Origin of the sequence: Butyrivibrio sp. XPD2002 (genome assembly GCF_000423945.1) — a bacterium.
Taxonomy (GTDB): Bacteria; Bacillota; Clostridia; order Lachnospirales; family Lachnospiraceae; genus Butyrivibrio.
Genome location: NZ_AUIY01000001.1, coordinates 524,509 through 541,321 on the forward strand (window position 1 = coordinate 524,509; position 16,813 = coordinate 541,321).

Consider the following 16,813-nt stretch of genomic DNA (forward strand, 5'->3'; position numbering starts at 1 on the left):
TACTCTTCCTTTTATTCTATAAGACCGGTTTTGCCTTCCTTAGATCCGTAGGCAAACCATGCCTTTCCCGCAATGGTGTCGCTCTTCACAATGCCGATATTGGCACTCCTGCTGTCCTCACTGCTGTTTCTGTTATCACCGAGAACGAAAAATTCTCCATTACCTAAGGTTATTTCGTTTTCAGCAATACCTGCTTCTTCCATTTTATCATATTTACCGTCCTCAGTGATGACAGTTTCACCATTAACCACAAGATTACCGTCCACGATCTGAACCTTCTCACCTGGAACAGCCACTACTCTCTTAACATAATAATGGGATTTTGCATTACCGTTGGGAAGAAAAACAATAACATCATTCTTCTTAGGAGATGTCAGTCTGTAAACTATCCTGTCAACAAGCACACTCTGGCTGTTGTAGAGGGCTGTCTCCATCGAATCACCGATTACGCGGACTCTCTTTCCAAAGGACAGCACAAGAACAAAGGCCACAAAGACCGCTATAGCAGTATAAAAAAGCCACGAAAGAAGTTCTCTTATAAACTCCGGCGTAACTGTTTTTTTCTTTTCCTGAAACATTGACTGATATCTCTGTCTTCTGCGCATATTATCTCCATCAACTACAAAATAGGATGCCGCTTAATGTTAAAAAAGGGCAATTACTAAAAAGTAACTGCCCTTACCAAAGAAATCAATTCTTAGCGAACCTTTTCCTTGACCTTTGCCTTCTTACCTGTGAGGCCCTTAAGGTAGTTAAGCTTAGCTCTTCTAACCTTACCCATTCTCACAACTTCAACCTTCTCTACAAGAGGAGAGTGAAGAGGCCATGTCTTCTCAACGCCTACGCCGTTTGAGATCTTACGAACTGTGAAAGTTGCGCGGTTTGAACCACCCTGAATCTTCTTAACAGTTCCTTCGAAAACCTGTACTCTTTCGCGGTTTCCTTCCTTGATCTTGTTGTAGACACGAACTGTGTCACCTGTGTTGAACTCGGGAGCGTTCTGGTTAAGCTGCTCCTTCTCGATCTCTGCAATGATTGTGTTCATTTGCTTTCTCCTATACTATATAAATGGACGTTCTTAAATACATTTCTAAAAGTGCGTACCAGAGGACCGTCATTTTCGCAACTACATGATATTAACATATCCAAAGTAAGCTCGTCAAGGTTTTTTACTTTATACCTATGCTTTTTGTCCGCCCTTTCAGGGTTCGATTTATCCATATAATCATTATCTTGATTTAGGTTTTATATGCATGTCTGTTGGGCCAAAGCTCAGAGGCAGGATTTCAGTAAGATCATATACCTCATATTGATTTTTACCATCTTCCTGTCCGGTGAGAAGGATTATCTTAAAATCATCATCACAAAATTCGCGGATTACCTGACGACATACACCGCAGGGTGAGCAAAGCTCGAGTTTTTCCTGATCTTCAAAACCTCCTACTATAGCCAAAGCTTCAAATTCTCTTTCACCCTCGCTTATCGCCTTAAAGAACGCTGTGCGCTCAGCACAGTTTGTGGGTGTATAGGAAGCATTTTCAATATTACAGCCCTTGTATACCTTTCCTTCCTTTGTCATCAGCGCTGCACCCACCTTGAAATGACTGTAGGGTGTATACGCCATCTGTCTTGCCTCAAGTGCAAGCTCTATAAGTTCCTCGTATGTTTTCATCGTTTTACCTATGGCATAACCTTATATGCCATTTCCCTGTTTCTATTTTGTATTCTTTTTATCCTCAGCAATAAGCTTTCTGATAGCCTCTACAGTAACCTTGATAGCTGAATCTGTATCGTGTGCCTGCGGATTATCAAGTCCGGCCTTAGCTCTCTCCTGGTTTGCAACTGTGAGCATTATGGCACCTGTTCTTGCGCGGAGCCATTGTCCAACTATGAAAAGTGTGGATGACTCCATCTCTGAGCCAAGACAGCCGCATCTCTTCCATGCCTCCCACTTGTTCTGAAGCTCATAGAATACAGGCTTTGTTTCAGGCTCATGCTGACCATAGAATGCATCCTTACACTGAACCACGCCCACATGGTGTCTGAAGCCAAGCTCCTTGGCTGACTCCTTGAGCGCCTGTGTAACCTCAAAGGTAGATACTGCAGGATACTCGATAGGCGCGTATTCCTTGGAGGTTCCTTCAGCTCTTACGGCTCCGTTAACAACAATAAGATCTCCGCCAACTACATCAAGCTGCATTCCGCCACAGGTTCCGACTCTGATAAAGGTATCTGCACCAATCTTATGCAGCTCCTCAATTGCGATTGAAGCTGAAGCGCCGCCAATTCCGGTGGAAACAACGCTTACCTTTTCACCTTCTAAATATCCTGTATATGTATTGTATTCACGATTGTAAGCAACCTGCCTGGCATCATCAAAATATGCTGCAATTTTCTCACATCTTCCGGGATCGCCGGGCAAAATAACATATCTTCCGACGTCTCCTTCCTTAAGATGAATATGGTACTGATATCCAGCCCCTTCTGTATAATCAACCATTATTAAAACCTCCCGGTAATCATATTTTAAGTACTTATTTTATGAGTGGATTTTTATTATACCACTATTTTGTCAGGAACTCACTTTTAACGTACATACTCCTTAAAATATGTATCGCCCGAAGCATCTGACCTTAGCTGGCATCTGGCCTTTACTGTATGGTCATTCTTGCAGGCAACATACCATATATCTTCATCCGGTGAAGCACCTATTACATCCCATTTTTCAGGATTCTTATAATAGATGATCCCACAATAATCCAGCATATATCCATAGTCCTTAACAGGAGCCATTTCAAAGTCCATATATTCTGTCCCATCAGAATTTTTAAAATTATAGATATAGCCATTTTTCAAAATCGGCGAATCGCCGTAGTAATTGATATAACCTGTTGCTTCGACGTAGCCGTCAAAGGCATGAGCTGTAAAGGTACCGTTTGTATCAACTTCAATCCACGTAGGTAAATCCGATTCCTCTGTGAACCTATACCATATTCCGGGAAGTTCTTCTCCGTACTCACCTTCGATTTTAGACTTTCCTTCCTTTAAATATGAATCGTCAGTAATCGGAGCCCCAATAGGAGTTATCCCTATTGGAGCAACTTCCTTCATACGATTAAGCTCAGCTTCCAAATCTTTGACTTCCGACAGCAGCGCAACATTATTATCAAAAAGCCTCAAAAATGCATTTTCATCTACACCGGGCTTAAATGTTATCGTTTTATCTGTTCCATATATATCTATATCCGTTTCCATTGCCGGAAGATAATACATAGGAAGTACATAACTTTTTTTCGGCGAATAATACATCTGTCCGTACATGGAGTACTCACCGCCCTGCTCCACTTTTCCGTCTGAATAGCTAAAAACATGTATCGGATGCCATGGACAATCTCCATTTGCAATCGCCAGTTCGCATGTATCATCATCGTCAAGATAAATAAGTTCAAAATACACACAGCTCTTATCTACAGGCTTATCCGTCTCTCCAAAATCGTCTTTATATAAGGTGCTTACCGCAGGATGATCCATGTAATCAGACAAGAACTCAGCGTAGGCTTTTATTTCTTCATCTTGTCTGTTAGCAGCCAAGCCCATAACAAAAACAGCACTAATGAATATTGAAAATAATGATTTCAAATTTCTCTTCTTCATTCTTCCCCTCACATTCTTTGTTACGGCGTATAAGGCTCTTTAATTAGATCTTCCGCAAACTCAGTATACCTGTATTTCACTAATGCAGGTGTCATCATACTTTGCCCCTTTTTTGGCACCTGTAATTGTTATAACAATAGTATCCGTAACAACCGGTTCATCAAGCCCTATCCTTGTACGACTGGTGTCTGCGATATATTTCGCATCAAAGCCTTCATCTGCATAACCTTCCATTACGTTTTCTGTGACTACATTACCATCTCCAAAATCCACTGTAGCTTCGGTCAGCATGCCGTTATTTGTGTATTGTTCATAGCCTGCTGTATAGCCATTGCAGATAAGAACTCCGCATACAGGCTGCTTTTTATCAAGATGAAGTACTATTTGCTCACCTTCTCCTGTTCCAGGAACCCCCTCAGCCCAAACAGTTGTATTATCACCATCCACAAGATTCGCTCCCGAATATGTCTTATCTCCGGATTTTGGAAGTTCAGATGAAGTCTCTACAGAAGCTACTTCAATCTTATAATCACGATATCTTCCGCACAACAATGTAACTCCATACCTGCTATCAGGATTTTTTCTAAAGAGTATATCAGCACAGCCTAAATATTCCTCGTCACCACCATTGCTCTCATAGAACCCCGGACCTGATACGAGAAAATACTCGTCATTATCATAATATTGCTTATTATATATTATCTGCCAGCCCTCACCATCAGCATAAAGCGGATAATAATAGTCATCATCAACGTTTTCATACTCATCGGGGATAAAATCCTCTTCGCCATAGAATTCTTTAAACAATTCCTTTACTTTGTCTAATGGAATTGCTGTTTCTCCATTCACCTTTTCAACAATGTCTTCATATAAAGGAAATTGCATAAAGAGAACACTGTTCATAATCTGAAAACGAAGTGAAAACTTATTATCATTATCCATCTCAGAAAAAATCTCATTCTCATAGCCAAGAATTCTTGCACCGCTTACACAATCGCACATTCCCGACAAGATATCAGCATTTGAAGGAACAACCGGCTCAGTCTCTCTAAGGGAATCAATTATAGAGATGTAGTCTGAATTCGACAGTGCAGAGAACTCTGCCCCCACATTATCTTCTATTTGTTCTGATTCCTTGGTTTGTGCCAGTAAATCATCTTTTTCCTGCCCAAGCAACAATGTAGCAACCAGTGATGTTGCAATTATTGCATTTACTTTTCTCCAATTCATAATTTGTCCCCCTATCATCCTTTGGCATAACACTTAATGTTTGCGGCTACACATAGATTATACAATCAAATAGCGTCTATCCAGTCTGTTTATAAAAATTTTAGTTATTAACTAATACCGGTAGCAATCTACCTATCAGATAGCAAAAAACGCTTTAAAGAAAGACTCATATAATCTTTCCTTAAAGCGTTCAGTAATTATATATCCCTTAGTCAAACAATCCATCCATTACATGAATTGTCATTACTTTGTTCTCAATATCAATATTTTTTACGCACTCCTTGATGCCCGGTATCATAACTGTTTCTGCATCCTCTTCATCAGTGCGTTTCATCTCGTAGACATCGTTGGCGCCTGTCTGGATGACCTGCTTGATAGTACCAAGCTCTTTACCATCTTCATCAATAACTGTCATACCCTCAAGATCGGCGAGATAATACTCACCCTCTTCAAGAGGAATTGCGTCCTCGCGGGGAACTATAAGGGGCTTCTGACGGAAGCGCTCAACCTCATTGATGTCATTATATTCCTTAAACTTCACTATAACGAACTTGCTTCCTATCTTCACACGCTCTATGTTGAGTTCCTTCTTCCCATCACGGCCTGTATCCATTATTACCTTCTTCAGTTTCTTGAATCTGTACGGATCATCTGTTGTAGGGAAAACATTTACTTCACCCTTAAGTCCGTGTGCTTTTACAATTACACCTACCTGAAAATACTCTTGCATTATATTCCTCCGTAGCCTAGTGTCACCTCATCCCGGTCACAACAAAGTATCAGCTGTTTTCTTCTATCTTATCTAATATTTTATTCCTCTTTTTCAGTGCCTTGGCTGTAAATTGTTCCGGATGCTCCTCCACATATTTATCGTAAAGCTCCGGTCTGCGCTCCTTAGTTCTCTCAAGAGACTTCTGAAAGCGCCACACATCAACATTAGCATGATTCCCCGACAAAAGTACAGGCGGAACTTTTTTATCCATCCATATCTCGGGTCTTGAATACTGCGGGTACTCAAGCAGACCATCGTCAAAGGACTCTGTTTCTGCTGATTCTTCGTTATTCAAAACTCCCGGAACAAGCCTCGATACTGCATCTATCATTACCATGGCCGGTAACTCACCACCTGTAAGAACATAGTCCCCAATAGAAATGTAATCAGTCACTATCTCCTCAAGAACTCTCTCATCAATTCCCTCGTAATGTCCACAAAGAAAAATCAGATCCTCGCTCTGTGACAGCTCCCTTGCCATGCCCTGTGAAAATACTTTTCCCTGGGGAGTGACATATATCACTCTGGGATTAGCATTAGGATTTTTCTCCCTTATCTCTTCAAGGATTGCCTTGTAGCAATCGTAAATAGGCTGTGCCTGCATAAGCATACCTGCACCGCCTCCATATGTATAATCATCAACCTTGTTATGCTTATTGTTAGCATAGTCTCGGATGTTTACTGCCTTTGCAAAAATTGTTCCCTTATCAATGGCTCTCTTAAGTATGCTGGTGTTAAGTACATCCATAACCATTTCAGGGAATAACGTCATTATATAAAAATTCATTACATCACCACACACCCTTATCAGGCGCCTCGCGCCACCTTCCATCACTCTTCCGTGAAGGCAGGGTTATTATTAAAATAAATAACCCGGAACTGGAACACAGCTCCGGGCATAGTCATATCATATCAGTCGACAATTTCGACATCAACTCTAAGATTTTCTCTGGAAGATGCTGCCTTCACAACAGAGCGAATAGCTTTAGCAATTCTTCCTTGTCTTCCGATTACCTTACCCATATCGGAAGGTGCAACATGCAGCTCTATAACGATGTTGCGGCCTTCGTTTTTCTCGTTAACCACAACTTCATCCGGATTATCAACCAGAGCCTTTGCAATTACTTCAACCAATTCTTTCATGAATTTTCCCCTAGTTTTAAGTGATTACTTAATACCTGCCTGCTTGAAGATCTTGTTTACAACGTTTGTAGGCTGAGCACCGTTTGAAAGCCACTTCTTAGCAAGCTCCTCGTTAACCTTGCATGTGCTGGGATCTGTGTTAGGATCGTATGTACCAATCTCCTCGATGAACTTTCCGCTTACAGGGAACTTAGAATCAGCTACTACGATACGATAAAAAGGAACCTTCTTCTTTCCGATTCTCTTAAGTCTAATTTTTACTGCCATTTTTAAAATCCTCCATTTAAAAATAAAAAATAATGTTGACTATGATAAACGAATTTCTCCGCAATCATTTAGTTTTATATATGAAATCCGGCTATGCCGAATATGCATATCAGAAAAATTTACCAAATCCGCCTTTTCCTAAACCGCCAAGACCGCCCAGGCCTCTTCTGCCCTTCTTACCCATAAGTCCGGGCATCTGCTTCATCATCTTCTGCATCTGCTCAAACTGCTTAATAAAACGGTTTACTTCAGCTATATCATTACCTGAGCCCTTAGCTATTCTGTATTTTCTCTGAGGACTCATGAGCTTGGGATTCTTACGCTCTTCAGGAGTCATTGAAAGCACGATAGCTTCAATCCTTGCAAGCTGCTTCTCATCCGGGAGCTGATCATCACTGATCTTACCCATTCCGGGAAGCATCCCCATTATTGCTCCAAGGCCGCCCATGTTGCGCATCTGCTTCATGGATTCAAGGTACATCTCAAAATCGATCTTACCCTTTTTCATCTTGGAAGCCATCTCGCGCTCTTTTTCCTCATCGCGCTCACGATTTGCTTCCACAGCCTTATCTATCAGACTAAGGACATCACCCATTCCGAGGATTCTGCTCGCCATACGATCCGGATAAAACTGCTCCAGATCTGAGAGCTTCTCTCCCATACCTACGTAAAGAATAGGCTTACCTGTAACCTGTCTCGCAGAAAGTGCCGCACCACCTCGGGTATCACCGTCCATCTTACTGAGGACGATACCATCGATACCGATGCGATCATTGAACTGAACTGCCACATCAACTGCAGCCTGTCCGGTCATGGCATCAACAACAAGGAGTGACTGATGTACAGTAACTGCATTCTTGATGTCGATAAGCTCCTGCATCATATCTTCATCGATCTGCAGACGACCTGCAGTATCGAGAATTACCACATTCTCATTGTTCTTCTCAGCATGAGCGATCGCAGCCTTGGCAATCTCTACAGGACTGACGTCCGTACCCATTGAGAAGAAATCAACCTCCTGCTTCTCAGCATTTATCTTAAGCTGATCTATAGCAGCCGGTCTGTAAATATCGCAGGCAACAAGCAGGGGCTTTTTACCCTTAAGCTTAACCTTGCCGGCAATCTTGGCAGCGGTGGTTGTCTTACCAGTACCCTGAAGACCACACATCATGATAACTGTGATGCTCTTACCGGGCTGGAACTGAATCTCAGTGATCTCAGAACCCATGAGATCTGTCAGCTCTTCATCAACTATCTTAACAACCATCTGAGCAGGATTAAGTCCGTTTAAAACGTCCTCACCGACCGCTCTCTCCTGAACCTTGTTAACAAAGTATTTTACAACACGGAAGTTAACATCTGCCTCAAGAAGTGCCATTTTTACTTCCTTCATGGCAGTCTTGACATCTTCCTCCGACAGACGGCCCTTACCGCGCAGATTCTTAAATACGTTCTGCAGTTTATCGGATAAACTCTCAAATGCCATCTATTATGACAACTCCTCTGTGATTGATTCTATAGTCTCAAGGACTCTGCTTCTAAGCTCATCATCCTTAAGTTCCTTATCAGAAGCTGCCATCTTAAGCTCATCAAGCTGTCTTCTGATTCTGTCTGTTCTCTCGATCATATGAAGTCTCTTCTCATATCCTTCAAGAGAATTGGTGCACCTCTTCAAAAGATCATGTACTCCCTGCTTGCTGATATCGTACTCCTCAGCTATCTCTACAAGGGAAAGATCATTGTAGACCGCATCCTCATATACCTTCTTCTGATGATCCGTCAGAAGCTCACCATAAAAATCATATAAGAGCCCCTGCTCAACTATCTTCTCCATAACTGCTCCGAATCAAAAAATGTAATAGAAAATGCGATACTATAGGCACGATGCTTATAATATCGCATTATTATTTATGTGTCAAGTATTTTTACTTTACTTTGTTCCGATATAGATATCCAGGCTTACATCCCCTTCAATTCCGTCTATATGTCCGCTTTTACTGTACTGCCACATGCCAAATTCATAGGGATAATACTGCGGGAATCCATGATATACGATCCATACGGGATACTTCTGCAAATCCTCAATATCAAGAAGTTCGCTGAAGGTTCTGATACCTCCCTGGATCATAGGTCTGTATCCGGCCTCGTCAATTTTCTGGCAAAAAGCATTGGCAATCTCAGAATAAAGCTGAGGTGAAAGCTTGGATGTTCTTGCCTCGGAAGAGCTTATCTGCTCTAAGTCTATTGCAATAGGATAAGTAATATCAGCTCCGTTCAAAAGGTCTATTACAAACTGAGCTTCCTCTGCAGCCTCAGTGGTATCTATCGCCTGGGAATAGAAATACACGCCAACCTCAAGTCCGGCCTTCTGCGCTTTAGCAAGATTAGTCTTAAAGTAATCATCCTCAAGGAGCTGACCCTCGGCTGAACCTCTAAGCCCTGCTCTTATCATAACAAAGTCGATTCCGGCTTCCTTAACCTTATTGAAATCAATATCTCCCTGTGATCTGGAGACATCAATTCCGCGGGTCACTAATATATTAGCATCCATGCCGGCGTATGATATGGATCCGTCATCACCTACCACGAAATCTTCCGGTGAAAAAGGATTTCTTGCTACATTGGGATCTATAGGTTTAAAGAAATACTGTCCTGCATATTCGGTAACAATATCGTCAGGAAAAATGCTCCTTATAGCTCCGAGCTTATCTCCCGCTTCAAGCCTTTTTCTGAACTCATTCCTGAGTTCGTCCCCCGCCTGCTTCATTGCCTCTGAAACTGCCTGATCCATAAGCTGCTGTGCCTGAGCAGTGGTGTAATATCCCTCACTCTCCAGCGCATCCAGCTCACTCTGCGAAGCATCCGCCTGTCTCTTTGTAGCCGCATTACTAAGAAGCAGTGCTATACAGGTAGAAAGTGAAAAGACACTGACCAGACTAAGGAAGATTACCGAAATGAGGATCTTCGTATTCTTTACCATTTTGCTGTAATTTTTTGGATTATCAGTATTTTTCATAAGTCTTATATTCGCTCATCAAAATAGCTCTTATAGCCTTCACCGAAAATCTCTGAAGCACTTGTTACTATCATAAACGCATCAGGATCCTCCTCGCGAACAATATCCTCCGCCAAAGGAGAAAGTCTCTTCTTTATAGCACAGAGAATAACCTTCTTCTCCTCTCCGCTATAAGCCCCCTGTCCGAAAACATGGGTAACACCAACATCAAGCTCCTCGAGAAGTCTGGATGTAATCTTATCCGTATTATCAGAAATGATGTAGATAAGCTTTGCCTCATCTCTACCATATAATACGAAATCGATAACAAATGAAGTGATCATGACTGCGAGGAATGAATAAAGCACAACCTTTATATCCCTAAGCACGATCCCCGCAAAGGTAACTACGAATACATCGCTTATCAAAAACAGTACACCTGTCTTGATATGAGGATATTTAAGTCTCAGTACTTTTATTATAACATCAGTACCGCCTGTCGTCGCATGACTTTTAAAAGTGATACCGATTCCCACCGCAACAAAGGCACTTCCGAAAATTGCGCCAAGCATTACATCCTTAACGATGAAGCCGGTGGCGTATTTGGCCAGAAGATCCGTAAAAATTGAATTCGCAATCGTAGCGTAGATAGTTGAAATTGTAAATCTTATGCCAAACTTATAGATCGCCAGGAACAATATAGGAATATTCATGAGCATGAACCAGATACCTGTTCCAATAGGCACTATCCTGTTAAGGACAATTGCCGCACCTGTTATTCCTCCGGGAGCAATATTGTTTGGATCATTGAACAGACTGGTTCCTATAGCATACAGAAATGCTCCGAAGGTTATAAAAAAATAGTCTGTTCCTTTTTTTGATATTTTTTCAACGTAAGTCATAGATTAAATATTTGTACGAACAAGTCTCGGCTTATATCCATTCTCTTCAAGGACCTTAATAATCTCTTCCTTGTGCTCGCTACCAAATGCCTCCAAAGTGATTCGCAGTTCTACAGCTGCGTTTCTGTTTATTGATACAAACTGATTATGCTCAAGCTTGATAACGTTACCGCCTGTCTTAGCAACAACTCCGGCAACAGCAGCAAGCTGACCCGGCTTATCGGGAAGAAGAACGGAAACTGTGAAGATACGATTTCTCATTATAAGTCCCTGCTGAACAACAGATGACATTGTAATGATATCCATGTTACCGCCTGAAAGTACACAGACGATTCTCTTATCCTTCACATCAAGCTGCTTGAGTGCAGCAACTGATAAAAGACCTGAATTCTCAACAACCATCTTGTGGTTCTCAACCATATCAAGGAATGAAACTACAAGATCCTCATCAGGAACGGCAATTATTTCGTCAATATTCTGCTGGATATAGGGAAAAATCTTTTCTCCGGGAGTCTTAACAGCAGTACCATCAGCGATAGTATTAACTGAAGGAAGTGTTGTTACCTTTCCGTTTTTAAGACTCACCTGCATGCAGTTAGCTCCTGCAGGCTCAACACCTATAACCTTTATCTTGGGATTAAGAAGCTTTGCAAGTGTACCAACACCTGTAGCAAGTCCGCCTCCACCGATGGGCACGAGAATCATGTCAACTGTGGGAAGCTCCTTGATGATCTCCATCGCGATGGTTCCCTGACCTGTAGCAACATCCAGATCATCGAAGGGATGAACGAAGGTGTAGCCCTTCTCATCAGCAAGCTTAAGTGCATGCTCGCAGGCTTCATCATACACATCTCCGTGAAGGATAACCTCAGCACCAAGAGCCTTTGTTCTGTTTACCTTAATAAGAGGTGTGGATGTAGGCATTACAATAGTTGCCTTAACTCCATAGCTCTTTGCAGCGTAAGCAACGCCCTGAGCATGGTTACCGGCTGAAGCGGTAATAAGACCCTTTTCCCTCTCATCCTCAGACATGGTGGAAATCTTATAGTAAGCACCTCTTACCTTATAAGCACCTGTTCTCTGAAGATTCTCAGGCTTAAGGTATACCTTGTTACCTGTTGTAGCACTCCAGTAGTCACTGAAAATCAGCTTTGTTTCAAGTGTAACCTTTTTTACATCCTCATACGCCTCCTCAAAAGCAGGAAGTGTTAAGCTCTTGTTGTTCTCAGACATGGTTTTCTCCTCCCGAATAATCTATTGAAATCCCCTCATCCGGCTGCTACGCAGCCACCTTCCCCCCAAGGGGAAGGCTTTAATTATATTGCCTTCCCCCTCTGGGGGAAGGTGTCAGCGAAGCTGACGGATGAGGGCCAATTCTTTATGAAAATAGTGCATCTACAAACTGGTCTGATTCAAATCTCTCAAGATCCTCAAGACCTTCGCCGACGCCAATATACTTAACCGGCACATTGAGTTCGGATACTATCGCTACAGCGATACCTCCCTTGGCTGTACCGTCGAGTTTTGTAAGAACAATTCCTGTAAGGTTTGCAACCTCACCGAATTCCCTGGCCTGGGAAATAGCATTCTGTCCGGTTGTTCCGTCAAGAACGATAAAGTTTTCTCTATGAATATCAGGAAGCTCCTTATCAAGAATTCTGTTCATCTTGGCAAGCTCTTCCATGAGGTTCTTCTTATTGTGAAGTCTTCCTGCAGTATCGATCATAAGGATATCGCAGTCCCTTGATCTGAATGCAGCAACCGCATCATAAATAACGCTGGCGGGATCTGCACCCTCCTTACCTGCTATAAGCGGAACCTCAGCGCGCTCAGTCCACTGTCTGAGCTGCTCTGTCGCACCTGCTCTGTAGGTATCGGCAGCTGCCACAAGAACCTTCTTGCCCTTTCTTCTGTAAAGAGCAGCAAGCTTACCGACAGAGGTTGTCTTACCTACTCCGTTTACACCGATCACGAAAATAACAGCCTTATCATTCTCGAAATCATAGGTGTCCTCGTCTGTCTTCATCTGCTCACGAATATTGGAAATAAGCAGAGTCTTGCATGCCCAGGTATCTGTAATGTGGTTATCTCTCACCTGTTCTCTGAGCTTATCCATGATACGGCTTGTGGCATTAACACCAATGTCACCCATAATAAGGGTTTCCTCAAGCTCCTCATAGAAATCCTCATCGACTGTAGAGAAGTTACTAAGGACATTATTTATGCCCTTGACCACACCTTCTTTAGTTTTAGTAAGACCATTTGACAGCCTTGCAAAAAAGCCATTTGCCATTAGTCAGTTAGCTCCTTATCAATCAAATTAACGCTGACAAGCGTGGATACGCCCTTCTCCTGCATGGTAATACCGTAGAGTCTGTCAGCACTTTCCATTGTACCACGCCTATGGGTAATTACAACAAACTGCGTGGACTTAAGTTTATGCAGATAATGTGCGAATCTTACGACGTTATTCTCATCAAGCGCAGCCTCGATCTCGTCAAGCAGACAGAAGGGTGAAGGCTTGAGGTTCTGAATAGCAAACAAAAGTGCAATTGCTGCCAGAGCCTTCTCACCACCGGAGAGCTGCATCATGTTAACAAGCTTCTTTCCCGGGGGCTGAGCGTTGATTCTGATTCCTGCCTCAAGGATGTCAACATCCTCAACGAGCTCCAGAGTTCCCTTACCGCCTCCAAACATCTCCTTGAATACCTTATCAAACTCTGTCTGGATCTTGGTGAATTCCTCCATGAACTGCTTTCTCATGGATTCATCGAGCTCTGCGATAATCTCTCTAAGCTGCTGCTCGGCTGCAACAAGGTCATCGTGCTGGGTCTTCATAAAGGTGTATCTCTCCATGAGTACCCTGTAGTCCTCGATAGCGTTTACATTTACGTCCCCGAGTTTTCTTATTGCATCCTTTAAGCTGCTAATCTGCTTCTTCATGGCAGAAACATCTGTCATGTTCTCATCACGCATGGATGCTGCATCTGTAAGGGTAATCTCATACTCATCCCACATGTAATTGATCTGAGTTTCGATTGCTTCCTTAGCGCGCTCGCATCTTGCGCCAAGTCTTGTAACCTCTTTATCGAGGCCGTTCATTGTCTGGTTAAGCTCTTCTGTAAGCTTGAAGAAATTCTTCTGGGAAGCTGTGAGCTCTTCCTTCCTTGCTCTCTTTTCATCAAGCTCCTTGCTGACATCAGTCTGCACATCCTTGGAGCTCTCGATCGTGAGCTTGATCTCTTCAATATCCTTCTTCCTCTGAGTAAGGATTTCGTCATTCTTCTTAATGGATTCAAGTATCTCATCAAGAGCTGCCTTCTCAGTATCAATCTCACCGTTTATACGATCGAGATTCTGCTGTTCGAAGGTCTCCTTCTGAAGGATCTTCTCATATTCAATATCCCAGGAGGAAACATTCTCTGATTCCTTTTCCTCCTCAGCATGAAGAGCTTCAAGCCTGGCCTGATACTCAGTAACCTTGGCCGACTCATCCTTCTCGGTCTTCTCTGAGAGCTCGAGAGCATTCTTATACTCATCGCGCTCGGTCTTTATTTCAACCATGAGCTGCTCGATGTTCTCGCTCTCAGCCTTAAGGTCTGAATAGTCACCCTTCTGCTGGTTCTGTCTCTCCTTCTCATTCTCAACATTTATTCTTGCAGTATTCTGCTCGATAAATTTGCTCTGGAGAGCAGTTCTCAGCTCCTCTATTGCTGTACGAAGCTCATTTCTGCGCTTCTTGGTATCATCAATCTCCTTCTGGAAAAGAGCGATGTCATCCTTGCACTTCTTAATGCTCTTCTCAAGGTCCTCCATCTCACGTCTTCTACCAAGGAGATTGGAGTTATTACGGAAGGTACCACCACTTATGGCACCGCCGGGAACAAGAAGCTCTCCTTCAAGGGTAACCATTCTGATTGTGTACTTATATTTTCTTGCGATAAGAACCGCGTTATCTACTGTATCTACAACTACGATTCTTCCAAGCATCGCCTTTGCAACGCTTCTGTATTTATCCTCTGTATCTACAAGCTCATCAGCCATGCCGAGGACGCCCTTTTCATTAAGAGCCTCCTGAGCCTTGAATTCCTGGGGCTCACGAATACTTGTCAGAGGAAGAAAGGTCGCACGACCTGCCCTTGATTTCTTAAGGTATTCGATCATATCCTTAGCAGTATCCTCATCATCGGTAACGATGTTCTGGATATTACCGCCAAGAGCGATCTCAATAGCCGTCTCATACTTGGGCTGTGTCTTAATGATATCTGCAACAACACCGATGATTCCCGGGTTGTCATCCTTTTTCTCCATTACCTTCTTAACACTGCCGCCGTATCCCTCATAGCGCTCTGTAAGGTTACTGAGTGCTTCAAGCTTGGACTTCTGCTGTGTGTAAAGGTTCTGTACATCGCGAAGCTTGGTATCCTTCTGAGTGAGCTTATCCCTTATTCCATCAAGCTCATTCTGAGAATCCTTCTGCTTCATATTCATTGTGCGGATTTCTTCAGTGATCTGATCGAATTCAGCCTGGAGCTTCTTGATTATCTCCTCCTGCTGTGACTCATCGGAACGGGCCTTGACCAGCTTACCTGTAAGCTCCGCCTTGCGAATGTTTATCTGCTCCTGTCTTGTATCAAGGGAGCTGAGCTTGGACTTTATAGTAGAGCGGTCAGACAGAGTCTGAATGATCTTGCTCTTGCAGTTCTCGATCTCATTGTTGATATCGCTTATTTGCGCGATGATTCCGTCCAGCTTCTTTCTTGCTTCCTGTCTGTCAGCAGAGAGAGCTTCAAGCTCCTTGTCGATCTCATTCTTTCCAAGAAGGATCTTCTCCTTTTCCTTCTCCTTATCAGCGATCTTAGTTTCCTCGTCAGCCTTTCTCTTGGCAAAGTGCTCCGCATCACTTGTAGCGGAACGAATCTGCTCATTCATGATACCGATCTGACCTTCGAGTTTTTCTCTCATTACGGAAGTATCGGTGATCTTGGCTCTTGCCTCTTCAATATCATGATCAAGTGTCTCAAGCTCAGTCTGAATCTCCTCGTACTGATGCTTGGTATCATCGTATTTTGCCTTAGCTTCATCCAGGTTCTTGGATGCTATCCTGAGGTTAGCCTCTGAATCCTCCAGATTCTTTTTCTGAGCCTGATTATCCAAAAGGAACATATTAACATCAAGAGTCTTAAGCTCTTCCTTGTGCTTTAAGTAAACCTTTGCAACCTCAGACTGCTTCTCCAAAGGCTCTACCTGTTTCTCAAGCTCAGAGAGAATGTCGTTTACACGAGTGAGGTTCTGCTTTTCCTGCTCAAGCTTTTTAACCGCAGTATCCTTGCGGGACTTGAACTTAACGATACCTGCAGCCTCATCAAAAAGGTTACGTCTGTCCTCAGGCTTACTGGACAAAATCTGATCGATCTGACCCTGTCCGATGATAGAGTAGCCCTCTTTACCGATACCGGTATCAAAGAACAGCTCATTTACATCCTTAAGTCTGCAAGTATTGCCATTAATCATATATTCACTCTCTCCGGAGCGATAAAGCCTTCTGGAGACAGTTACTTCATCATATTCGATAGGAAGCGCATGATCTGAATTATCAAGCGTGATAGCGACATAAGCGTAGCCCAGGGGTTTCCTGAGCTCCGTTCCTGCAAAGATTACGTCTGTCATGGTACCGCCACGAAGCTGCTTGATTCTCTGTTCTCCGAGAACCCATCTTACAGCGTCCGCGACATTACTCTTACCTGAACCGTTAGGTCCAACAATTCCTGATATTCCGTTGTGGAATTCAAGTTTTATCTTATTTGCAAATGACTTAAAGCCATGAATTTCGATGCTTTTTAAATACAT

17 protein-coding genes are annotated in these 16,813 nt (G+C 42.9%); all 17 read right to left on the reverse strand.

The genetic code is table 11. The features are described from left to right. Positions 1-11: 11 nt before the first annotated feature. Entirely contained in the window at positions 12-605 is a 594-nt protein-coding gene (gene lepB / locus G587_RS0102240) for a signal peptidase I (RefSeq protein WP_026490916.1), read from the reverse strand. A gap of 92 nt (positions 606-697) precedes the next feature. Next, positions 698-1,045: a 50S ribosomal protein L19 gene (gene rplS / locus G587_RS0102245; RefSeq protein ID WP_026490917.1), complete on the reverse strand. Its 348-nt coding sequence runs from the start codon at positions 1,043-1,045 to the stop codon at positions 698-700. 183 nt (positions 1,046-1,228) lie between these two features. Then, positions 1,229-1,672, reverse strand: a complete 444-nt coding sequence (locus G587_RS0102250) for a cytidine deaminase (RefSeq protein ID WP_026490918.1) — start codon at positions 1,670-1,672, stop codon at positions 1,229-1,231. A gap of 42 nt (positions 1,673-1,714) precedes the next feature. Then, positions 1,715-2,500 carry a uridine phosphorylase gene (gene udp, locus G587_RS0102255; protein ID WP_026490919.1) on the reverse strand — a complete coding sequence of 262 codons (786 nt, stop codon included), beginning with the start codon at positions 2,498-2,500 and terminating at the stop codon, positions 1,715-1,717. An 86-nt stretch (positions 2,501-2,586) separates the two neighbouring features. Next, entirely contained in the window at positions 2,587-3,654 is a 1,068-nt protein-coding gene (locus G587_RS0102260; protein ID WP_026490920.1) for a hypothetical protein, read from the reverse strand. Between the two features lie 60 nt (positions 3,655-3,714). Further along, the gene (locus G587_RS0102265; RefSeq protein WP_026490921.1) at positions 3,715-4,884 is read right to left on the reverse strand and encodes a discoidin domain-containing protein; all 1,170 of its coding nucleotides are present in this window, start codon (positions 4,882-4,884) and stop codon (positions 3,715-3,717) included. Positions 4,885-5,092: 208 nt separating this feature from the next. Continuing rightward, a complete protein-coding gene (gene rimM / locus G587_RS0102270; RefSeq protein ID WP_026490922.1) occupies positions 5,093-5,614 on the reverse strand; it encodes a ribosome maturation factor RimM in 522 nt (173 codons plus the stop codon). Positions 5,615-5,663: 49 nt separating this feature from the next. Next, complete coding sequence (gene trmD, locus G587_RS0102275; RefSeq protein ID WP_026490923.1) at positions 5,664-6,443, reverse strand: tRNA (guanosine(37)-N1)-methyltransferase TrmD; 780 nt, start codon at positions 6,441-6,443, stop codon at positions 5,664-5,666. A 125-nt stretch (positions 6,444-6,568) separates the two neighbouring features. After that, positions 6,569-6,799, reverse strand: a complete 231-nt coding sequence (locus tag G587_RS0102280) for a KH domain-containing protein (RefSeq protein WP_026490924.1) — start codon at positions 6,797-6,799, stop codon at positions 6,569-6,571. Between the two features lie 24 nt (positions 6,800-6,823). Then, entirely contained in the window at positions 6,824-7,066 is a 243-nt protein-coding gene (rpsP, locus tag G587_RS0102285) for a 30S ribosomal protein S16 (protein ID WP_026490925.1), read from the reverse strand. Positions 7,067-7,175: 109 nt separating this feature from the next. Then, positions 7,176-8,552, reverse strand: a complete 1,377-nt coding sequence (gene ffh / locus G587_RS0102290) for a signal recognition particle protein (protein WP_026490926.1) — start codon at positions 8,550-8,552, stop codon at positions 7,176-7,178. 3 nt (positions 8,553-8,555) lie between these two features. Beyond that, the gene (gene ylxM, locus G587_RS0102295; protein ID WP_026490927.1) at positions 8,556-8,900 is read right to left on the reverse strand and encodes a YlxM family DNA-binding protein; all 345 of its coding nucleotides are present in this window, start codon (positions 8,898-8,900) and stop codon (positions 8,556-8,558) included. Between the two features lie 96 nt (positions 8,901-8,996). Further along, a complete protein-coding gene (locus tag G587_RS24035) occupies positions 8,997-10,082 on the reverse strand; it encodes a glycoside hydrolase family 25 protein (RefSeq protein WP_051200557.1) in 1,086 nt (361 codons plus the stop codon). 5 nt (positions 10,083-10,087) lie between these two features. Continuing rightward, positions 10,088-10,963, reverse strand: a complete 876-nt coding sequence (locus G587_RS0102305) for a YitT family protein (protein ID WP_035785306.1) — start codon at positions 10,961-10,963, stop codon at positions 10,088-10,090. A gap of 3 nt (positions 10,964-10,966) precedes the next feature. After that, positions 10,967-12,196, reverse strand: coding sequence for a threonine ammonia-lyase (ilvA, locus tag G587_RS0102310; protein ID WP_026490929.1), 1,230 nt, complete (start codon positions 12,194-12,196; stop codon positions 10,967-10,969). Between the two features lie 145 nt (positions 12,197-12,341). Further along, the gene (gene ftsY, locus G587_RS0102315) at positions 12,342-13,256 is read right to left on the reverse strand and encodes a signal recognition particle-docking protein FtsY (protein ID WP_026490930.1); all 915 of its coding nucleotides are present in this window, start codon (positions 13,254-13,256) and stop codon (positions 12,342-12,344) included. Further along, a complete protein-coding gene (gene smc / locus G587_RS0102320) occupies positions 13,256-16,813 on the reverse strand; it encodes a chromosome segregation protein SMC (protein ID WP_026490931.1) in 3,558 nt (1,185 codons plus the stop codon). The genes ftsY and smc overlap by 1 nt, the downstream gene beginning before the upstream one ends.

Excerpts from the sequence above, each read along its gene's own strand:
- G587_RS24035 (WP_051200557.1), bottom strand. The coding sequence starts at position 10,082 with ATGAAAAATACTGATAATCCAAAAAATTACAGCAAAATGGTAAAGAAT.
- G587_RS0102265 (WP_026490921.1), bottom strand. The coding sequence starts at position 4,884 with ATGAATTGGAGAAAAGTAAATGCAATAATTGCAACATCACTGGTTGCT.
- G587_RS0102305 (WP_035785306.1), bottom strand. The coding sequence starts at position 10,963 with ATGACTTACGTTGAAAAAATATCAAAAAAAGGAACAGACTATTTTTTT.
- trmD (WP_026490923.1), bottom strand. The coding sequence starts at position 6,443 with ATGAATTTTTATATAATGACGTTATTCCCTGAAATGGTTATGGATGTA.
- ffh (WP_026490926.1), bottom strand. The coding sequence starts at position 8,552 with ATGGCATTTGAGAGTTTATCCGATAAACTGCAGAACGTATTTAAGAAT.
- lepB (WP_026490916.1), bottom strand. The coding sequence starts at position 605 with ATGCGCAGAAGACAGAGATATCAGTCAATGTTTCAGGAAAAGAAAAAA.
- G587_RS0102260 (WP_026490920.1), bottom strand. The coding sequence starts at position 3,654 with ATGAAGAAGAGAAATTTGAAATCATTATTTTCAATATTCATTAGTGCT.
- udp (WP_026490919.1), bottom strand. The coding sequence starts at position 2,500 with ATGGTTGATTATACAGAAGGGGCTGGATATCAGTACCATATTCATCTT.
- ylxM (WP_026490927.1), bottom strand. The coding sequence starts at position 8,900 with ATGGAGAAGATAGTTGAGCAGGGGCTCTTATATGATTTTTATGGTGAG.
- G587_RS0102250 (WP_026490918.1), bottom strand. The coding sequence starts at position 1,672 with ATGAAAACATACGAGGAACTTATAGAGCTTGCACTTGAGGCAAGACAG.
- rimM (WP_026490922.1), bottom strand. The coding sequence starts at position 5,614 with ATGCAAGAGTATTTTCAGGTAGGTGTAATTGTAAAAGCACACGGACTT.
- ftsY (WP_026490930.1), bottom strand. The coding sequence starts at position 13,256 with ATGGCAAATGGCTTTTTTGCAAGGCTGTCAAATGGTCTTACTAAAACT.
- smc (WP_026490931.1), bottom strand. The coding sequence starts at position 16,813 with ATGTATTTAAAAAGCATCGAAATTCATGGCTTTAAGTCATTTGCAAAT.
- rplS (WP_026490917.1), bottom strand. The coding sequence starts at position 1,045 with ATGAACACAATCATTGCAGAGATCGAGAAGGAGCAGCTTAACCAGAAC.
- G587_RS0102280 (WP_026490924.1), bottom strand. The coding sequence starts at position 6,799 with ATGAAAGAATTGGTTGAAGTAATTGCAAAGGCTCTGGTTGATAATCCG.
- ilvA (WP_026490929.1), bottom strand. The coding sequence starts at position 12,196 with ATGTCTGAGAACAACAAGAGCTTAACACTTCCTGCTTTTGAGGAGGCG.
- rpsP (WP_026490925.1), bottom strand. The coding sequence starts at position 7,066 with ATGGCAGTAAAAATTAGACTTAAGAGAATCGGAAAGAAGAAGGTTCCT.